The following is a 19,912-nucleotide window of genomic DNA, read 5'->3' on the forward strand; positions in this document are numbered from 1 at the left end:
CAACGCCAATGAGAAGTCCACCTCCAGGTTTTCTTCGTAGGCCTTGCGCTGGCCGTCGTTCATGATGTCGTAGACCATGGCGTGCACCTGCTTGTGGTCCAGCGGCTCGACATTGATGCGGCGCACGTCGCCGTGCACGCGGATCATGGGCGGCAACCCGGCGGACAGGTGCAGGTCCGACGCCTTGTTCTTCACGCTGAAAGCCAGCAGGGTGGTGATGTCCACGGTAGTTCTCCCTCTCGCAAGCCGCATCCGGGGGCGGATGTCCCGGATCCGGGTTCCGGCTTGTATGGTTTGGTACGCTCGCAAAGATTATGACCACGATTGCCAGCAAGCTTCAAAGCGTATACGCACAGATTGGCGACGCATGCCAAAAGTGCGGCAGACAGCCCACAGAGGTGGCGTTGCTCGCCGTCTCCAAAACGTTTCCGGCCGAGGCCGTGCGCGAAGCCGCGCTGGCGGGCCAGCGGGCGTTTGGCGAAAACTACATCCAGGAGGCCGTGGACAAGATGGCGGCCGTGCGCGCCATGGCCGATGTGCCCGCGCTGCAATGGCACTGCATCGGCCCCATCCAGAGCAACAAGACCCGGCTGGTGGCCGAGCACTTCGACTGGGCCCACACCGTGGACCGCGACAAGATCGCCCAGCGCCTGAACGACCAGCGCCCCGACGGGCTGGCGCCGCTGCAGGTCTGCATCCAGGTGAATGTCGATGGCGGCACCAGCAAGTCCGGCTGTAGCCCCGACGAAGCGGTGGCCCTGGCCCGGGTGATTGCCGGAATGCCCCGCTTGTGCCTGCGCGGGGTGATGAGCATTCCCGACCCCCAGGCCGACGACGCCGCCATGCTGGCCGTGCACCGGCAGGTGGTGGCCGTGTTTGCGCGCATCCGGGACAGCGTGCCGGGCCTGGCGCAGTGGGACACCATCAGCCTGGGCATGACGGCGGACATGCACACCGCGATTGCGGCGGGCAGCACCCTGGTGCGCGTGGGCAGCGGCATCTTCGGTGCGCGCGACTACCGTCCGCAGGCCTGACGCGGCCTGGCCGGCGCGCGGTCGTATAACGTGTATACAGTTTGTGTGAACCCGCTCGCCGCCCGGCAACCTGCGTGCTAAGCTGGATCGGCTGTGCGCGTGCACGGGGTGCCGCGCGAATCGGTGGCGGTCTGGCCGGCATGTGCGCCTAACCACAATTCGGAGAAAACATGCCCGGACTTTTGCCTGAAATCGATCCAGACGGCCTGCTGGAATTCTCGGTGGTCTACACCGACCGCGCCTTGAACCACATGTCCCAGCGCTTTGCCGGCGTGATGCAGGACATCCTGGGCACGCTCAAGGAGGTCTACCACGCCCACACTGCTGTGCTGGTGCCGGGCAGCGGCACCTTCGGCATGGAGGCCGTGGCGCGCCAGTTTGCCAACGGGCAGAAGGTGCTGATCGTGCGCAACGGCTGGTTCAGCTACCGCTGGACGCAGATTTTCGAGGTCGGCAACTTCGGCCTGGGCGGTGGCGCCGTGGTCTGCAAGGCGCGCAAGCAGGGGGCCGGCAGCCAGGATCCGTGGGCGCCATGCGCCGCGCAAGACGTGGCGGCGACCATCCGCGCTGAAAAGCCCAAAGTGGTGTTTGCCCCGCACGTGGAAACCGCCAGCGGCATCCTGCTGCCCGATGACTACATCCGCACCATCAGCGATGCGGCGCACGAGGTGGGCGCCCTGATGGTGCTGGACTGCGTGGCCTCCGGCGCGATGTGGGTGGACATGGTCAAGACCGGCGTGGACGTGCTGATCAGCGCGCCGCAAAAGGGCTGGAGCAGCTCGCCCTGCTGCGCCATGGTGATGCTGTCCGAGCGCGCCCGCCAGGCCATCGACGGCACGCAAAGCTCCAGCTTCTCCTGCGACCTGAAGAAGTGGATGCAGATTGCCGAGGGCTACGAGAAGGGCCAGCACGCCTACCACACCACCATGCCGACCGATGCGCTGGTGCGCTTGCGCGACGTGATGCTGGAGACCCGGGCCTATGGGTTCGACAAGGTGCGCCAGGAGCAGATCGAGCTGGGCGCCCAGGTGCGCGCCCTGCTGGAGTCGCGCGGCTTTCCCAGCGTGGCCGCCGAAGGCTTCAAGGCCCCGGGCGTGGTCGTCAGCTACACCACCGATCCCGGCATCCAGAGCGGCAAGAAATTCTTGGCCGTGGGGCTACAGACCGCGTCTGGCGTGCCCTTGCAGTGCGATGAAGGCGCGGATTTCCAGACCTTCCGCATCGGCCTGTTCGGCCTGGAGAAGTGGCACCACGTGGACCGCACCGTGGCCCACCTGAGCACGGCGCTGGATGCCATCGGTGTGCCTGCGGCGCAGGCATGATGGCGTTTTGATGCAAAGGAATGCCATGAAACATTGGATCTGTGTGGCCGCAACCAGCCTGCTGGCGCTGGGCAGCGCGCATGCCGCGGCGGAAACCACGGCCAGCGGCCTGGTCTATGAAGCCATCACCGTGGGCATGGGCGCCCAGCCCGCGCCCACCGACACCGTGCGCGTGCACTACCGGGGCTGGTTCCCGGAATCGGGCAAGGAGTTCGACAGCTCCATCGCCCGTGGGCAGCCGGCGGAATTTCCGCTGAACCGCGTCATCCCCTGCTGGACCGAGGGCGTGCAGAAGATGAAGGTGGGCGGCAAGGCCAAGCTGGTGTGCCCGCCATCCATCGCCTACGGCAGCCGCGGCGCCGGTGGTGCGATTCCGCCGAATGCTACGCTGCACTTCGAGGTGGAACTGCTGGGCGTGAAGGGCAAATAAGCGCTCTGCAAAATCAATAGCTGCTAGCGCTCGTCAAACAATAGTTTCAGCATAAAAACTATCTGAAGTGTTTGTTTGGCTTACGCAAGCAGCTATTTTTTATGCATGAATGCACGCCAAAAAGGGAGGCCAAGCCTCCCTTTTTTGGTTGCGGTGCGCGGTCGATCAGAACTGCACGTTGGCGGTGAGCCAGAGGGTGCGCCCCGGCAAGGTGGTGCCCGAGACGGACTGGCCGCCCTGGAAGTACTGGTTGACCCAGGTGGGCGTGCCGTTCACGTTGACCTGCGTGAACTTGCGGAAGTCCTTGTTGAACAGGTTGAAGATGTTGGCGTTCAGGCTGACGTTCTTCGAGACCTTGTAGCTGCCGCCCAGGTGGAACAGGTGGTAGCCCTGGATGTCGCCCACGGCGTCGTAAATGGCGCGGTTGGCGGTGGACAGGTTGTCGGGCGATCCGCTGAAGCGTGGGCTCTTGCCGCGGTATTCGCCGCGCAGCCACAGGTTCCACTGGTTGGCGGGTTTCCAGTCCAGCTGCAGGCTGGCGATGTGCTTGGCGGTGTTGGCCAGCTGGCCGTTCTTGACGCCACCTTCGATCACTTCGCTCTGCGTCCAGGTGTAGCCCAGCTTCATGCCCCACTGCGGGTTGAACTGCAGGCGGCTGCTCAGCTCCATGCCCCAGGTCTTGGCCTCGTCCACGTTGATGTTGTAGTCAGCGAGGGGGTTGGCCGAGCAGCTAGAGATGAAGTTGTCGGCACAACTGCCTTCGTTGCTAATTTTGTCTTTGACCTTGTTATGGAACAAGGTAGCGGAAGCAGTGACACCGGTCAGACTGTCGAACAGAGCGGAGAACTCAGTGCTGGTGCTGGTTTCGGGCTGCAAGTTGGGGTTGCCTATGTTGATAGAGCCGCCTTGGCTGCCCACACCGCTGACACCGTCGATCAACTGGTTCAACCGTGGTGCACGAAATCCTTTGCTAACTCCACCCTTGAAAGTCCACTGTGATGAGGCGTCCCAGACTAAGTAGCCGCGAGGACTAAACTGACCGCCAAACGCATCGTGGTGGTCATAGCGGCCACCTAGGGTTGCAGTCAGTGTCTCCGCCAATTTCCATTCGTCTTCTGCAAACAGTGACCACATGGTTTGGCTGTGATTTTTAGAAAGCAGACCATCGGTGAGTTTGGCGTCCCACCATTGACCACCGACGGTTAGAACATGAGATTCGCCCACTGGTGCTACCAACTTGCTGTCAAGCACCACGTTAGTAGTTTTGAGTTCTCTGGGGCTGCCAACCGTGAAAGTCTTTCCATCTCTGGAATACGTGCTGCCTAGCGGGGAACCAGGAATGGTACGGCCCAAAGTTTCAGTTTCGGTATGCATCAGACTGCTTTCTAGTAAACCGATACCGAGTCGAGAGGTGTGGCCGACAGCAATTTGGTCTCGGTTAAAACGCAGAGCATCTTTGTAACCTGGGGCATGCACGGTAGGGGTTGTGCCTAGACAGTTTGCTCCGCCACCTGTGCCGGATGCTTTGCCATCGACATTACCTAAGCGGCAATCTTCGTTGTTGTACCAAGTTCGGCCTTGCTCGACATCTAACCAGAGACCGTGCTGCTTAGTTGGCGTTAATGTCAGGCGAGCTCCAAGATTGTGTTGGCGGCTTTCAGCTGGGGCTGGATTTCGGCCGGTAGTCAAGCCGCCAGGAGCCAGTACCCAGTCTGAAGCATCACGGCGAGATAGGCTTCCACGGATGGCCAATCCAAGCATGTCTTGCTTGATAGGGCCGTTTAAATACAAGTTAACTTTGTTTTCATCGCCCCATTCGCTGTCTTGCGGCAACCCCATGCTAAGGCTCACTTCCCCTCCCCATTCTTTGGCAACCTTACGAGTAATGATATTGATCACGCCGCCCATGGCATCGGAGCCGTAGAGGGTGGACATGGGGCCGCGGATGACCTCGATGCGTTCAATCGCGGACACGGGCGGCATGAAGCTGTTCAGCGCCGCGCCAAAGCCGTTGGGCGTGACGTCGCCGGCCACGTTCTGGCGGCGGCCGTCGATCAAAATCAGGGTGTAGTCGCTGGGCATGCCACGAATGCTGATGTCCAGGCCGCCGGTTTTACCGGTGCCGCCCAGCACGTCAATGCCTTCCACCCCCTGCAGGGCTTCGGCCAGGTCGCGGAAGTTTTTGCGCTCCAATTCTTCGCGGGTCACCACGGAAATGGAGGCTGGGGCTTGCTTGAGTTCCTGTTCGAAGCCCGAGGCCGAGACCACGACTTCGGACAGGGACTGGGTCGACTCCTGTGCCACTGCCGATGCGCAGGCTGTCGCCGCCAGGGCCAGCAGGGTGGGTTGGAGAAACAATGCAGACGATTTTTTAGACATGGCGAAGCCTGCCAGCAGTGCCGGCATGGAAACGGTTGAAGGGAGTGCAGTGCGGCGCGGCACCGGTGGAATCGGTGCGGCCATGTCCTGTTATGAATTGTTATAGGGACGGTGTAGGGTGCCGATTATGACTTATTGAATGCTAATGGTTCTCAGTGGTAAATGCTTTTTTGTTTTCTGTCGCGCGAAACCGACGCTGGGGACTGCTCCGTCCGGGGGGCATCAGCTGTGCGCCTACCTGCAATTGCTGGACTGGCGCCAGGGCTGGCTCGGTGATCTGCCGTAGGCTGGCTGCAGCAAGGAGGGGAATGGCATGCCTGGGGACTGGAATCTCACTAACGATCTGCGCCGCGCCAAGTGGCAGGCAACGGGCTTGCTGCTGCTGGTCACCGCCGTGTTTGTGGCGAGCCACTGGTTGCCGGCCACGCTGACCGTGCGCGGGGTGAAGGCCGTGGCCGAGGCCGCCATGGTGGGGGCCTTGGCCGACTGGTTTGCGGTGACGGCCTTGTTCCGGCGCATCCCCTTGCCCTGGCTGGGGCGCCATACCGCCATCATTGCACGCAACAAGGACCGGATTGGCGAGAATCTGGCGGTCTTTGTGCGCGACAAGTTCCTGGACACGCCCTCGCTGCTGGCCCTGGTGCGCCAGCATGACCCCGCGCAGCAGCTGGCGCATTGGCTGGCCGCGCCGGCGCACCGCCAGTTGCTGGGGCAGCAGCTGGGCCGGGTGCTGGCCGGGGTGCTGGAGATGGTGCAGGACCGGCAGGTTGAGCGCTGGCTGACCCGCGCGCTGCGCAGCGTGCTGGCGCAGGTGGACATGGGCCAGTCGCTGGCCACACTGCTGGCGGCCCTGACGCACGAAGGCCGTCACCAGGTGGTGCTGGACGATGTGCTGCAGCGCCTGTCGTCCCTGCTGCGCCGGGAGCCGACGCGCCTGTTCATGGCGCAGACGATTGTGCAGTGGCTCAAGCGCGAGCACCCGCTGAAGGAGAAGGTGCTGCCCAGCGACTGGCTGGGTGACAAGGGGGCCGATGTGCTGGCCGAGGCCCTGGACAGCGTATTGGCCGAGGTGGCACAGGACCCCCAGCACCAGATGCGGCAGGCGTTTGACCGCAGCCTGGCACACTTCATCCAGCGGCTGCGCAGCGATGCGGCCTACCAGGCGCGGGCCACGGAGCTGCGGGACTACCTGCTGCACGATGAGAACCTGGCCGGCTACCTGCACGCCTTGTGGAGCCGCACCCGCGCCAAGCTGCAGGCCGACCTGGCGAGCGAGCAGTCCTGGACGGTGCGCAAGCTGGCCGGCATGGGCCAGTGGCTGGGCCAGTCCCTGGCCCAGGATGCGGCGCTGCGGGCGTCGATGAATGCGCGGCTGGAGCGCTGGGCGCAGGCCCTGGCGCCGGATGTTTCGCAGTTCATCGCGCGCCACATCCAGGACACGGTGCAGCGCTGGGATGCGCAGGAGCTGTCCGCGCTGGTGGAGCAGCACATCGGCAAGGACCTGCAGTTCATCCGCATCAACGGCACCCTGGTCGGCGGGGCCGTGGGCTTGCTGCTGTTCCTCAGCGGTCTCTGGCTGGCGCACTGAGCCGGCGCCGCCGCGCGTCAGGCGGGCACGGCGCTGCCGATGGCCTCCAGAGCCTGCAGGGCGGTGGGCGGCTGGCCCACGGGCGTTGTGCGCAGGAAGGTGTTCAGCGGCGCCAGGGCCGCGGCCACTGGCCCCGTGCCCGCCGGCAGCAGCACGTGCAGCCAGCCGGCCCAGGCCAGGACCTGCAGCAGCTGGCTGATCAGGCCGGGCTGGTGCGCATACGCGGGCAAGCGCGCCAGTTCGGCATAGCTCGCGGCGCCGTGGCGCAGCGCGGTGATCAGCGGTGCCACCTGGGCCACTGGCAGGTGCACGGGGCCAATGCGGGTGTCCAGCACCAGCGCGCCCTGTGTCGGCGGCAAATCCCGCGGGGCGGCCGGCAGCAGGCCGATGCGCTGGCGCAGCAGTGCCTGGCGGTGCTCCTCGCTGCGCAGGGCCAGGCCGGCTGGGTGCTGGCGCAGGTAGAGGTCGCGGCGCTGGTTCTGGTTGCGTGCCACGTCCTTGAAGGTTTCCAGCAGCGCGGGACTAGCCCCCTGGCGCTGCAGGGCCTGGAAGGCGGCCAGCGACTGCCCGGGCAGGGAGACGGCATCCAGGTTCTCGAGCGGTGTGGCGCTGGCGGCGTAGTGGCAGTCCACGGCTTCCAGGTCGGCCATCACATCGGCCACGTGCAGCGAGTCCCAGTGCGGGTTGAGCAGTTCATGCGCCAGATAGTCCGCATCCAGCGCGGCCAGCCGATCGATCTCCTGGACCAGGCGCGGCTGCTCGCCAAAGTGCCCCAGCCCTTGCTGGGTCAGGTGCTGCAGCCAGGCGACACCGGCACGGGCCTTGTCGGCCGAGCTGCCGGGCAGGGGTTGTGTGGCCAGGTGCAGCAATTTCTGGGTGGCCGCCATGGCACTGGAGCCTGGCTGGCTCATGTAGGCCAGGTAAAGCACCCCACCGGGCAGCAGCCGTTGCAGCACCAACTGCCGCAGGGCCTGGCGCTGCGGGGGCGCAATCCACGAATAGACGCCGTGGCAGACCATGAAATCGCAGGCCGGCAGGGCGGCCGGGGATTGTGTGGCCGCTGCAAAGTCCAGGCATTCGTAGCGCAGGTTGTGCACGCCCAGCGCCTGGGCCCGGGCACGCGCCTGGGCAATCGCGGCGGGGTGGATGTCGATACCGAGGAACTGGCCCTGGGGGTTGGTGGCGGCCGCAATCAGGGTGTTGAGGCCACTGCCGCAACCCAGGTCCAGGTAGGTGTAGGAGCGGGTCAGGTCGGGGCTTTTCAGGCCCATCGCAGTCAGCGTGGCGCACAGCCAGGCCGGCATGGTCTCGCGGTGGAAGTGGGCCGGATAGGGAACGTCGTGAACGTAGGCCGCATCGGTGCGGTCAGCGGGGTGGTGCATGGAGGCGGGCCGTGGCGCCGCACCACCCGGCGGTGGGCAGCGCCACGGAGAGGGCGGTTTAGAAGGACGCGGTGGCCGTCAGGTAGTAGGCACGACCGGGCTGGTTGTAGGTGTAGGCACCGGCGGAGCTGCCTTGCTTGCCCTTGCGCAGGAATTGCTTGTCGAGCAGGTTGTTGATGCCGGCGCCGATGCGCAGGCGCTTGCTGACGTCGTAATTCACGCCCAGGCCGAACAGGGTGTGGGTGCCGATTTCCTCCACGCTGTCCACCGGCGTGCCGTTGGCCATCTGCGTGCGGGGCTTCTGGCGGCCGTAGACCGTGGCCTTGAACTGCGCCGACCAGGCCTGGTTGATATGCCAGTCCAGGGTGCTGTTGATGGTGAACTTGGGAATCACGGACAGCGGCTGGTCGGTGTCCTTGCTGTGGTTCTTGTTCATCCAGGTGAAGTTGTTGATCAGCTTCAGCGTGCTGCCCGAACTGCCCAGCAGCGGGATGTTCAGATTGCCTTCCAGGCCTTCGACCACGGCCTTGCCGGCGTTGTTCCACTGGAAGTAGCGGTAGGTGCCCTGGTCGACCACGGCGCCGGCGTTCATGTCCGCCACGATCTTGTTGCGGTAGTCGTTGCGGAAATAGGTCAGGCTGGACTCCCAGCCCTGGTGGTTGTTCCAGGCCACGCCCAGTTCCTTGTTGACGCTGATTTCCGCATCCAGGCTGGGGTTGCCCTGGATGTAGCAGGGGCCGGTCACGCCCGTGGGGCAGCCGTTGCCCATGGTGGTGTACCAGTAGTTGGCGTTGGACTGGTACAGGTTGGGGGTCTTGAACACGCGCGCGATGCCGCCCTTGACCGTCCAGTCGGAGGACAGTTCATAGCTGGCGTTCAGGCTGGGGCTCCAGTTGTTGCCGAAGTCCTGGTGGTGGTCGAAGCGCAGGCCCGGTGTCAGGATGAAGGCTGGGCTGATCTCGATGTTGTCTTCGAGGTACAGGGCCAGCGACTTGGCCTGGCTCTTGGACGAGGCGGTGATGGGCCCGGTGGGCGCGTTTTGCTGCGTGGCGTTGGGGTCGTCCAGGCTCTGGTGGCGCACTTCCAGGCCGCTGGTCAGCATCTGGTTGAGGCCGCCCAGTTTCAGCGGGGTGTTCAGCTCCCCGCTGAGGAAGTAGTTTTGCTGTTCAGATTCCACGAATGCGATGGGGGCCATGCAACTGCCTTCGGGGCCACCAGCGGCATTCTTCTTGCAGTTGCTGTTGCGCGTGTTCTCGTACTGGAAGATGACGCGCGACTTGCCCAGCTCCCCCAGGTTGGCGCGGTGCGTGACCGAGGCCGTCTGGCGGTAGGTGCGGCGCAGTTCAGCCCCGTTTTCTGCCAGCTCCTTGATGAGGGCGGTGTTCGTGGCGTTGGTGCTCTGCGGGACTTCGCCCACGTAGATGTTGCCCTGGCGGCTGAAGCCGGCCTCGAACTCCAGCACCTGGTCGGGCGTCAGGTCCCAGCGCAGCAGGGCATTCAGATCGCGGTTGCGGTTGCCTTCACGGCCAGCGGCCAGCGGCAGGCCGTTGGCGTCCAGGCCGTTGATGCCGATGTCATCGCCCTCGGTCTTGGCGATGTTGCCGTACAGGCGGAAGGACAGGTCCTTGCCGATGGGGCCGCTCAGGTTGAAGCCCAGGCGGTTGGAGCCGCCTTCCTGGCTGTCCTCGGGCTGCTGGTAGTAGACCGTGACGGAGCCCGACAGCTGCTTATGCGGCTTCTTGGTGATGATGTTGACGACCCCCCCGGCTGCGCCCGAGCCATAGCGTGCAGCGGCCGGGCCACGGATCACTTCGATGCGCTCGATCTGCTCGGCCGGTACCCAGTTGGTGTCGCCGCGCGTGTCGCGCTCGCCGGTGCGGCGCATCTGTGCGGCCTCGCGCGACATCACGGGTTTGCCGTCGATCAGGATCATGGTGTTCTCGGGGCCCATGCCGCGCAGGTCGATCTGGCGCTGGTTGCCATAGGCACCGCTGGAGCCGGCGCCGGTCAGGTTGACGCCGGGCATGGTGCGGATGATTTCCGACAGGTCGTTGCTGACCGGGCTGCGGGCGATGTCCTCGGCCGTGATGATGGACGTGCCCAGGGCCTGGCGCGCCTCGTCTTCGGCGGTGCCGAGCACCCGGACTTCGGACAGCGTGGCGGCGTTGTCCGGGGTGGTGGTGGTTTGGGCAAAGGCCAGGCTGTGGGCGGCCAGGGCCACGGCCGACAGCGCGAAACGGCGCATTTTTTGGGAGGAAGATGGCATGGTTTGTAAAATATGTATTGAGATCAATTCTCATTATTATTCTATTTAACGATCAGGGTATCCCCGAGTCCCCCTCCGCCGGTTGCCGGTTTGTTGTGTATTTGTCACAGGTTGTGACGGCGCCGGGCGGATCGGCGTGCCCGTGAACAAGGAGTTGGAATGCTGGTTCTACAACGTCGTACCTGGGTGGCGGCCATGGTGGCAGGGCTGTCGGCCCCGCTGGGCTGGGCGGCACCGTCCACGGTGCTGGTGCAGCATGCGCAGGGCGCCACGGCGGTGCCGCAGCGGCCCCAGCGCGTGGTGGTCTACGACCTGGCCACGCTGGACACGATGCAGGCGCTGGGGATGGCGGTGGGCGGCGTGCCCCAGGCCCAGCTGCCGCCCTATCTGGCGGGTTATGTCAATGCGCGCTATACCGTGGCGGGCTCGCTGTTCGAGCCCGATTACGCTGCGCTGAGCCAGATCCGTCCCGATCTGATCATCGTCGGCGGCCGTTCCGCGGCCAAGTACGAGGCGCTGGGCAAGATCGCGCCGACGCTGGATTTCAGCGTGCGTGGCGACCACCTGCTGCAGGACATGGCGCGCAACATCACGCAGCTGGCCCAGCTGTCTGGCCAGCCGGCCCAGGGCGAGGCCTTGCTGGCGCGCCTGGAGCGCGAGGTGGGCGTGGTGCGCCACCTGGCGGCCCAGGCGGAGCCGGGCCTGCTGCTGATGGCGGTGAACGAGCGCATCCTGCCGAACGCCCCGGGCTCGCGCTTCGGTTTCCTGTTCGATGTGCTGGGGGCCCGCTCGGCGCTCCGCGCCCAGGACCTGCCGGCGCGCGGCACGGTGTACGACTTCGACGCGGTGGCCCGGCTCGACCCGGCGTGGATCTATGTGATCGACCGCAACGCGGCCACCGGCTCGGCGCCCGGCGGCGGCGGCCTCATCCCGTCGCAGCAGGTGTTCGACAACGCCCAGGTGCGCGGCACGCAGGCCGGCCGCAAGGGCCAGGTGGTGTTTCTGGACCCCAAGGGCTGGTACCTGCTGGGCAGCGCCGGCCCGACCGCCTTGCTGGGCAATCTGGCGCAGCTGCAGCAGGTCTACCGTGCCGCGGGCCTGCGTTGACCGGCAGGCTTAGAAAATGAGAGCGCCTGGCGCCCATCTTTCAAGCCTTTAACGGTATTTGATGCCTAAAAGCAAAGAGCACCCTGCGCGGGGTGCTCATTTTTTATGCAGCGCAGGGTGTCAGGCGCCGTCTGCGTCGGGCGCCTGGGTTTGCAGCAGGTGCTCGCCGATCTGCTTCCAGGCCTTGGCGGCGTCGTGCTCGCCGGCAAAGTGGTGGCAACTGGCGGCTGTCATGGCGACGCGGCCGTTGTCCGGGTCCAGGTCGAAGGCCTGCTCGCACTGTGCGGCGGCGTTGGACCACATCACCAGGGCGTTGGCCGAGCCTTCCTTTTGCAGCGCCAGGGCCTCGGCCATCCAGGCCTGGGCCAGGCGGAAGGCCGCTTCGGCGTGGTCGGGGTCGGCCTTGTGGGCGTGGAAGAAGTGCTGGCCGGCCTGCTGCCACAGGGCACGGGCCTGCTGGAAGTCGACGGTCGCGGCCTGCTGGGCCCGGGCGACCAGGGCGTTGCCGGATTGCAGGTGTTCTTCAAAGCTTGCTTCAGTCATGGGTGCGGCACGGCGGTCTGCGTCAAAGCCCGCATTGTGGCGCGATGCGGGTAGGCGCGTGCGGCACCCGGCTTCTGCCGCCGGGCACCGCCGCGCTCAGGCCATCTGGCTGATGGTCTTGCGAAAGCGCGCCAGCGACAGCGCAAACAGCACGCTGCCGATGGCGGCCAGCGCCAGGAAGGGCTTCCACACCACCTCCAGCCCGGCACCGCGGTAGAGGATGGCCTGGCCCAGCTCGACGAAGTGCGTGGTCGGCGCCAGCAGCATGATGTCTTGCACCAGCTGGGGCATGGATTCGCGCGGTGTCATGCCGCCCGACAGCAGCTGCAGCGGCAGCAGCGTCAGCACCATCAGCAGGCCGAACTGCGGCATGGAGCGCGCCACCGTGGCCATGAAGATGCCCATGGCCGTGGTGGCGAACAGGCACAGCGCAGCGCCGGCCATGAACAGCGGGATGCTGCCCTCGATCGGCACCTGCAGAAAACCGCGCACCACCAGGTTCAGCGACACCCCAGCCGCCACCAGCACCACGGCACCCATGGACCAGACCTTGGCCAGCATGATCTCGGTGGGCGTGACCGGCATCACCAGCAGGTGCTCGATGGTGCCGTGCTCGCGCTCGCGGATCAGCGCCGCGCCGGTCAGGATGATGGACAGCAGGGTCACGTTGTTGATGATCTGCATCAGCCCGCCGAACCAGATCTTGTTCAGCGATGGGTTGAAGCGCGCGCGCAGTTCCAGCTCCACCGGCAGGGTGCTGGCGCTGCGGTGGCGCTGGGTGAATTCGTTGATCTCGGCCAGCACGATTTGCTGGATGTAGCCGCTGCCCGAGAACGCCTGGCTCATGCGGGTGGCATCCACGTTCAGTTGCAGCTCGGCCTTCCTGCTGGCCAGCACGTCGCGCTGGAAGCCGGGTGGAATGGTCAGCGCGAAGGTGAAGGTGCCGGCGTCCATGCCGGGGTCCACCTGCTGCCAGTCCAGCATCTGCGGCGGCATGAACTGCGGCGGGTAGAAGGCCGAAGCAATGCGCGCCGACAGCGGCGACTGGTCCTGGTCGACGATGGCGATGGGCGCGTGGTGCAGCGTCTCGGGCATGGCCGAGGCGGCGGTGTAGACCGAGGCGGTGAAGGTGTAGACGATGAGTACCAGCATCACCGGGTCGCGCCACAGGCTCCACAGTTCCTTCACGCCCAGGCGCCAGATGTTTTTCAAACTATGCAGCATGGCAGTTTCCCCAATGCTTGACGGATGCCGAAGCGCCGTTTTGTGGTGGCCTTGGTAAGTGATTCGTGCGGGGGCGCCCAGACAGCGCTGCAGGCTTGGTTGCAGGCCCTGGCCATCCCCCAGTACTGTCTGCGGGCCCACGCCGCGCCTGCAGCGCTGTCCGGGCGTTGTGGCGCGCGACCGGCGCCCCGCTGCGCTGCGCGGGCTCGCTCCGGCAGACAGCCAAAGAAGATACAGAGGCGAAGGCGCTACTGATATGGCATGTCGCATACCGAGCCCCCTTTCGCCAGTGACAGCGAGCAAGGGCCGCCCCGCAGCGAGGCTGTCGTCCCCCTGCCCGCAGCGCGTAGCGGTGCGAGAGCGGGGGGAAGGCGCACAGCGCCACAGGGGAGTGTTCCAACATCTATTTTTCTTGCTTGGGCAAGGCCCAGATGGCGATGCCCATGATCACGGGAATGGCCAGCAGCAGCGGCAGGTAGGCGCTGGTCAGCTCGTGCAGGCCCAGGGCCTTGCTGAACACGCCGCGGCTGATGGCAAACATGTGGGTGGCGGGGTAGATCTCGCCGATCCAGCGGCCCGCGCCTTCCAGCGAGCTGACCGGGTCGGTCAGGCCCGAGAACTGCGTGGCCGGGATCAGCGTGCCCAGCATGGCGAAGAACAGCGCCGCGATCTGGCTGCGCGTGACGGCCGAGGCCAGCAGCCCCATGCCGGTGGCGATGACGGCAAACAGCAGGGCCGCCAGCGTCAGCGCCACAAAGCTGCCGGTCATGGGTACGCCGAAGGCGAACACCGCCATGGCGCACATCAGCAGGTAGTTGAGCAGCGCCAGGGCCACATAGGGCAACTGCTTGCCCAGCAGGAACTCCAGCCGCGTGACCGGCGTGACGTAGAGGTTGACGATGGAGCCCAGCTCCTTCTCGCGCACCACGGCCAGGGCCGTCAGCATGGCCGGGAACATCAGCAGCAGCATGGGGATGACGGCGGGCACCATGGCGGGCAGGCTCTTCACATCGGGGTTGTAGCGAAAGCGCGTCTCGATCGCCACCTGGCTGCCCATGCGCAGGCCGGTGCGCTCGCGCACCTGCTGCACCAGCCAGTACTGGTGGATGCCTTGCACATACCCTTTCACGGTCTCGCCGCGCTGGGGCATGGCGCCGTCGAACCAGGCGCCCACGGCCACCGGGCGGCCGCGCAGCACGTCGCGGCCAAAGCCGGGCGGGATCTCGATGGCCAGCGACAGCTCGCCGCTTTTCATGCGCCGGTCCAGCTCTTCGTAGCTGTGCAGCGGCGGCTGCTCGACGAAGTAGCGCGAGCCCGACAGGCTTTGCGTGTAGCTCTGGCTCAGCGTGCTCTGGTCGCGGTCCAGCACGGCAAAGCGCAGGTCTTCCACGTCCATGCTGATGCCGAAGCCGATCACCACCATCAGCACCAGCGAGCCGGCCAGCGCCATGGTGGCGCGCACCGGGTCGCGCTGCAGCTCCAGGGTTTCGCGCCACAGATAGCTCCACAGCCGCTGCAGGCTGAAGCGGGCGGGGCGTGCAGCTTCAGAAGCAGGAGCGGTTGCCGCTGATTGGGTAAGGCTTTCAGATGGTTTTGTGCCTCGAGTTGGCGCAGAGGCTGCGCTGGCTGCTTCGGGTTTTGCGTCCAGGTCCGGTGCGGCCTCGCCCGAGGCTTCGACCAGGTAGCCGATGAAGGCCTCCTCCAGCGTGGCTGCGCCGCGCTTGGCGACCAGGGCGGCGGGCGTGTCGCTGTCCAGCACCTTGCCGGCGTGCATCATCGACATGCGGTCGCAGCGCGCGGCCTCGTTCATGAAGTGGGTGGAGATGAAGATGGTCACCTGGTCGCGGCGCGACAGCTCCACCAGCAGGCGCCAGAACTGGTCGCGCGCCACCGGGTCCACGCCCGAGGTGGGCTCGTCCAGGATCAGCAGCTCGGGCCGGTGCACCATGGCCACGGCCAGCGACAGGCGCTGGCGCAGGCCCAGCGGCAGGCGCTCGGGCAGCTCGCGGCGCTCGGCGGTCAGGCCAAAGCGCTCCAGCATCTCCTGCACGCGCGCCGGCACCTCGGCCTCGGGCACGTGGAACAGCTGGGCGTGCAGCACCAGGTTCTGCTCCACCGTCAGCTCGCCGTACAGCGAGAACGCCTGCGACATGTAGCCCACGCGCCGGCGCGTGGCGATGTCGTTTGGATTCACCGCGTTGCCGAACAGCCAGGCCTGGCCTGCGCTGGCCGGCATCAGCCCGGTCAGCATCTTCATGGTGGTGGACTTGCCGCAGCCGTTGGAGCCGAGGAAGCCGAAGATCTCGCCGCGGCGGATGCGGAAGTTCACATGGTCCACGGCGACAAAGTCGCCAAAGCGCATGGTCAGGTCCTGGGCCTCGATGGCGATGTCCTGGTCGTCGGCCTGCAGCGGCGGGATCTCCACTGCGGCATGGCCGCGCTTCTTGGCCTCGGGCAGCAGGGCGATGAAGGCCGCCTCCAGCGACTGCGTGGCGGTGCGCGCCAGCAGCTCGGCCGGGGTGCCGGTGTCCAGCACCTGGCCGTCGTCCATGGCCACCAGCCAGTCGAAGCGCTGGGCCTCGTCCATGTAGGCCGTGGCCACCAGCACGCTCATGTGCGGGCGGGTGCTGCGGATGCGGCGGATCAGGTCCCAGAACTGGGCACGCGCCAGCGGGTCCACGCCGGTGGTGGGTTCGTCCAGGATCAGCAGGTCGGGGTCGTGGATCAGCGCGCAGCACAGGCCCAGCTTCTGCTTCATGCCGCCCGACAGCTTGCCGGCCGGGCGGGCCAGGAATTTCTTCAGCCCGGTGCTCTGCGTCAGGTCGTCGATGCGGGCGCGGCGCTCGGCCGCGTCATGGCCGAACAGGCGGGCGAAGAACTGCAGGTTCTCCTCGACCGACAGCGTGGGGTAGAGGTTCTTGCCCAGCCCCTGGGGCATGTAGGCGATGCGCGGGCACACGGCCTCGCGGTGCGCCTGGCTGCGCATGTCGCCGCCCAGGGCCCAGACCTGGCCGTCCTGCACCGCGCGGGCACCGGCCAGCAGCGACAGCAGGCTGGACTTGCCCACGCCGTCCGGTCCGATCAGGCCGACCATGCCGCCGGCGGGAATCTCCAGCGTGATGCCGCGCAGTGCCTCGGTGCGGCCATAGCGCAGGCGCACGTCCTGCAGCCGGGCCACCGCGGGGCGGGAAGGGGGGGGCGCTACCGTCATGCGCGCTTACTCCGGCAGCTTCACTTGCAGGTGGGCGGGCCACTGGGCACCGGGCTCGGCCAGCACCCAGGCCTGGCCGGGCAGGCCGGTCTTCACCTGGCTCAGGTGCTTTTGCAGCAGTTGCGGGTCGATCTGCGCTTTGACGCGGAACATCAGCTTCTGGCGTTCGCTGGCGGTCTCCACGGTCTTGGGCGTGAACTGGGCGGTGCTGGCCACGAAGCTGACCTTGGCGGGGATCACCCACTGCGGCGCGGCGTCCAGCACGATGCGCACCTCGGCGCCCAGGGCCACGCGGCCGGCCACGGTCTCGGGCAGGAAGAAGCCCATGTACACGTCCGACAGGTCCACCAGGTTCAGCAGCTTGCCGCCGGCCCCCAGCACCTCGCCGGGCTGGGCCAGGCGGAACTGCACGCGCCCATCGCGCGGGGAGGTCAGCGTGCTGTCGTCGAGTTCGGCATCAATGCGCTGCACGGTGGCCGCGGCGGCGGTCACGGCCGAGACCGAGCCGGTGACCTGGGCCTTGGCCGCCTCGATGGCTGCTTTGGCGGCCGCCGCCTGGGCCTGTGTGGCCTTCAGTGCGGCCTGGGCGCTGCGCATGCGGGCGCGGTCGTCGTCCAGTTCCTGCACGGCGCTGGCGCCTTCCTTGGCCAGGGTTTCGGAGCGCGCCAGGCGGCGCTGGGCGGCGTCCAGCTCGGCCTCGCGCTGGGTCACCAGGGCCAGGGCGGCGGCGTGGTCGCTTTCGCGCAGCGCCACCTGGGCGCGGGCGGCGGCCACGTTGTGCTCGGCCCGGTCCTTGCCGGCCACGGCCTCGGCATGCTGGGCCTGAAGGGTGTGGATCTGCATGCGCGCCAGCGGTTCGCCGGCTTTCACGAAGGCGCCTTCGGTGACCAGGATCTCTTCGACCCGGCCGCCGAGCTTGGTGGCGACGTCGATCTCCGTGGCTTCGATGCGGCCGTTGCCGCTGGCCAGGCCGGCATCGACCTGGCTGGCCTGCCATTGCTGCCAGGCATAGCCAGCGGCCAGCAGCAGGGCCGCGGCAATCGCGACGGTGGTGAGGGTCTTGCGGGTGGTGGGTGCGATGGGCATGGTGGGCACTGCGGTCGGTTAGGGGGTGACGGCGGAGGGGCGCTGGCGGTCAGTGCCGGCGGGGGCGCCCCCCAGGGCGGTGTACAGGCTGACCTGGGCGGCCTGCAGGGCGTAGGCCACCTGCACCGCCTGCTGCGCGGCGCCCAGCAGCTCGCGCTGGGCATCCAGCACGTCCAGGTAGGGCGAGGCGCCGTTGTCATAGCGCAGCTGGGCCAGGCGGTTGCGCTCCTGCAGCACCTGCAGGTTGTCCTGCTGCACTCGCAGCTGCTGCGCCAGGAAGTGGCGCGCCGACAGGGCATCGGCCACCTCGCGGAAGGCGGTCTGCACGCTGCGCTCGTAGCTGGCCACGGCGCTGTGCTGGCGCACCGTGGCCAGGTCCAGGTTGGCGCGGCGGCGGCCCCCGTCCAGGATGGGCAGGGAGATGCTGGGGGCAAAGGTCCAGGCCTTGCTGCCACTCTCAAACAGGCCGTCCAGCTGCGCGCTGGCCGTGCCGAAGCTGCCGGTCAGCGCAATGCGCGGGAAGAAGGCCGCGCGGGCGGCCGCCACCTGGGCGTGGGCGGCCTGCAGCTGGTGCTCGGCTGCGACGATGTCGGGCCGCGCCTGCAGCAGGTGGGAGGGCAGGCCGGCCGGGACCTCGCCCAGGATGGCGGCTCCCGGCGGCCGCTCGGGCAGCGCGGCCACATCCTGGCCGGTGAGCTGTGCCAGGGCGTGGACCAGCTGCGCGCGTTCCTGTTCCAGTTGCACCACCAGGGCATGGGCCTGGTTGTACAGGCTTTGCACCTGGGTCAGCGCGTATTTGGAGGTGCTGCCGACCTCGTGGCGGCGCGTGAAGATGCGCTGGGTCTCGGCCCGGGTGTCCAGCGTGCTGCGCGCCAGGTGCAGGCGCTCGTCGGTCTCGCGCAGCGCCAGGTAGCTGCGGGCCACCTGGCCCAGCAGCGTCAACTGGGCGGCCCGGGCCCCGGCGGCGCTCGCCAGGTACTGCTGCAGGGCGGCCTCGTCCAGGCTGCGCACGCGGCCCCACAGGTCCAGCTCCCAGCTGTTGAGACCGACGAAGACTTCATGGTCGCTGCCGGTGACCGGGCGGCCGCTGACGTTCAGATCGCCGGGTACGCTGGCCCGGGCATGGCTGCTGCCCACGGCCACCGTCGGAAACCGGTCGGCACGCTGCAGGCCGTGCACGGCGCGGGCTTCTTCGACCCGCAGCAGCGCCAGGCGCAGGTCGCGGTTGTGGGCCAGGGCCTGGGTCTGCAGCTGGGCCAGCGTGGGGTCCTGCACCCACTGCTGCCAGTCGGGCAAGGCGGCGGTCACCGGGGTGGCATGGCTGTCGGAGGGCCACTGGCCGGGCAGCACGCCGGGGTCGGGTTGCGCCAGGGACGGTGCGCCAGGGGCGCAGCCGCCCAGCAGCAGGGTGCACGCCAGCGACACCGCCAGGCGGACGGGAACGGCAGGGGGCAGGCAAACGGAGGTGTTCATGGCAAGCACGGAAGTGAAACGGGCCGCTGGCCGCGGGGGCACAACAAGGTCCCGCCAGCCTGCGGCGCCACCGCAGGGCGGTGGCGGGCTGTACAAGGTCTGCAGTCGGTGCAGGAAGCGGTGGCAGCGCCGGGCTGCAAGGCCGCCCGGTGCGGGTTGGCGGGGTTCACCAGTCTAGTGTTGCAGCCTTGCCGTGCGGTGTGGGCAAAGGCCAGCGGTGCCACTAGGGTTAGCCCCCGGGGGATGTTTCCAAAAGTTGTGCGCTGCGGCAATACTGTCGGGTTGGCCGTCGCGTGGGGCATGCGTTCACAGGGGCAGCCAGCGCTGCCACCAGGCGGGTGCCGGGGCCGGGCGGGCGACGGCCCCGTAGGCCTGCAGCAGTGGCAGCAGCGCGGCATCGCCGCGGGACTGCGCGGCCTGCAGGGGGCTCACGCTGCCCAGCTCCGCAGGCAGGTTGGGGTCGGCGCCATGCTCCAGCAGCAGGCGAGCGACCTCGGCATGGCCCTGCAGCAGGCTGGCGACCAGGGCCGTCTGCATCACCTCGGGGTGCTGGTAGTCGACGTCCACCCCGGCACTCAGGTGGTAGCGCACGCAGGCCGCATCGCCGCGCTCGGCCGCGTTGTACATGTCTTTCCAATCACCGCTTCCACTGGCCATGGCGCCTCCTCGTTGGTCCGTCCTCCCGTCCTTGTAGAGCAAGGGCCGGGGTTCGCACAGCGGGATTTCGCGCAGTCGGCGTGGGAAGTGAGCCCGGGAGCGCGTGGTCGGCGGGCTGCGGCGGTGAAAAGTGCTTGGCAGGTCCCGGGTGCCGCGGGCCCTGGGTGCATCCGCCCTGTGCCCGGCGCGGCCGTGGCACGGGCGGCTCAT

14 protein-coding genes and 1 pseudogene are annotated in these 19,912 nt (G+C 67.1%); 5 read left to right on the forward strand and 10 right to left on the reverse strand.

Features of this window, described 5'->3' with window-relative positions; genetic code table 11:
- Window positions 1-225, reverse strand: a pseudogene (locus CA2_RS14185) (twitching motility protein PilT); the annotation flags it as partial.
- A gap of 89 nt (window positions 226-314) precedes the next feature.
- Between CA2_RS14185 and CA2_RS14190 the strand changes: the two are divergent.
- The 3 genes from CA2_RS14190 to CA2_RS14200 all read left to right on the forward strand — a co-directional run bounded on the left by CA2_RS14190 (window position 315) and on the right by CA2_RS14200 (window position 2,786).
- Window positions 315-1,034 carry a YggS family pyridoxal phosphate-dependent enzyme gene (locus tag CA2_RS14190; protein ID WP_042418644.1) on the forward strand — a complete coding sequence of 240 codons (720 nt, stop codon included), beginning with the start codon at window positions 315-317 and terminating at the stop codon, window positions 1,032-1,034.
- Window positions 1,035-1,204: 170 nt separating this feature from the next.
- Entirely contained in the window at window positions 1,205-2,356 is a 1,152-nt protein-coding gene (locus CA2_RS14195; protein ID WP_042418647.1) for an aminotransferase class V-fold PLP-dependent enzyme, read from the forward strand.
- Window positions 2,357-2,381: 25 nt separating this feature from the next.
- On the forward strand, window positions 2,382-2,786 hold the full coding sequence (locus CA2_RS14200; protein WP_042418650.1) for an FKBP-type peptidyl-prolyl cis-trans isomerase: 405 nt from the start codon (window positions 2,382-2,384) through the stop codon (window positions 2,784-2,786).
- Between the two features lie 165 nt (window positions 2,787-2,951).
- Here CA2_RS14200 and CA2_RS14205 read toward each other — a convergent pair whose 3' ends face one another.
- Window positions 2,952-5,165: a TonB-dependent receptor domain-containing protein gene (locus CA2_RS14205; protein ID WP_439708938.1), complete on the reverse strand. Its 2,214-nt coding sequence runs from the start codon at window positions 5,163-5,165 to the stop codon at window positions 2,952-2,954.
- Between the two features lie 313 nt (window positions 5,166-5,478).
- Between CA2_RS14205 and CA2_RS14210 the strand changes: the two genes are divergently transcribed.
- Complete coding sequence (locus tag CA2_RS14210; RefSeq protein ID WP_042418652.1) at window positions 5,479-6,753, forward strand: DUF445 domain-containing protein; 1,275 nt, start codon at window positions 5,479-5,481, stop codon at window positions 6,751-6,753.
- Between the two features lie 17 nt (window positions 6,754-6,770).
- On the opposite strand, the gene CA2_RS14215 is transcribed toward CA2_RS14210, so the two are convergent.
- Window positions 6,771-8,135 (reverse strand): class I SAM-dependent methyltransferase, encoded by a 1,365-nt coding sequence (locus tag CA2_RS14215; protein ID WP_052369951.1) that lies wholly within the window; start codon window positions 8,133-8,135, stop codon window positions 6,771-6,773.
- 58 nt (window positions 8,136-8,193) lie between these two features.
- Complete coding sequence (locus CA2_RS14220) at window positions 8,194-10,401, reverse strand: FepA family TonB-dependent siderophore receptor (protein ID WP_042418654.1); 2,208 nt, start codon at window positions 10,399-10,401, stop codon at window positions 8,194-8,196.
- 159 nt (window positions 10,402-10,560) lie between these two features.
- Here CA2_RS14220 and CA2_RS14225 point away from each other — a divergent pair, with 159 nt between their 5' ends.
- A complete protein-coding gene (locus tag CA2_RS14225) occupies window positions 10,561-11,508 on the forward strand; it encodes a siderophore ABC transporter substrate-binding protein (RefSeq protein WP_245620969.1) in 948 nt (315 codons plus the stop codon).
- Window positions 11,509-11,628: 120 nt separating this feature from the next.
- Here the strand turns inward: CA2_RS14225 and CA2_RS14230 are convergent, their stop codons facing one another.
- The 6 genes from CA2_RS14230 to CA2_RS14255 form a co-directional block, all read right to left on the reverse strand.
- Window positions 11,629-12,051: a hypothetical protein gene (locus CA2_RS14230; RefSeq protein ID WP_042418659.1), complete on the reverse strand. Its 423-nt coding sequence runs from the start codon at window positions 12,049-12,051 to the stop codon at window positions 11,629-11,631.
- Window positions 12,052-12,147: 96 nt separating this feature from the next.
- Window positions 12,148-13,275, reverse strand: coding sequence for an ABC transporter permease (locus CA2_RS14235; protein WP_042418661.1), 1,128 nt, complete (start codon window positions 13,273-13,275; stop codon window positions 12,148-12,150).
- 403 nt (window positions 13,276-13,678) lie between these two features.
- Window positions 13,679-16,486, reverse strand: coding sequence for a ribosome-associated ATPase/putative transporter RbbA (gene rbbA / locus CA2_RS14240; protein ID WP_042418664.1), 2,808 nt, complete (start codon window positions 16,484-16,486; stop codon window positions 13,679-13,681).
- 6 nt (window positions 16,487-16,492) lie between these two features.
- Window positions 16,493-17,572, reverse strand: a complete 1,080-nt coding sequence (locus CA2_RS14245) for an HlyD family secretion protein (RefSeq protein WP_042418666.1) — start codon at window positions 17,570-17,572, stop codon at window positions 16,493-16,495.
- Between the two features lie 18 nt (window positions 17,573-17,590).
- On the reverse strand, window positions 17,591-19,045 hold the full coding sequence (locus tag CA2_RS14250) for an efflux transporter outer membrane subunit (RefSeq protein WP_042418669.1): 1,455 nt from the start codon (window positions 19,043-19,045) through the stop codon (window positions 17,591-17,593).
- 306 nt (window positions 19,046-19,351) lie between these two features.
- Window positions 19,352-19,702 carry an ankyrin repeat domain-containing protein gene (locus CA2_RS14255; protein ID WP_042418672.1) on the reverse strand — a complete coding sequence of 117 codons (351 nt, stop codon included), beginning with the start codon at window positions 19,700-19,702 and terminating at the stop codon, window positions 19,352-19,354.
- Between the last annotated feature and the right edge of the window lie 210 nt (window positions 19,703-19,912).

Origin of the sequence: Comamonas aquatica NBRC 14918 (assembly GCF_000739875.1) — a bacterium.
In the GTDB taxonomy this organism is placed as follows: Bacteria; Pseudomonadota; Gammaproteobacteria; order Burkholderiales; family Burkholderiaceae_C; genus Comamonas; species Comamonas aquatica.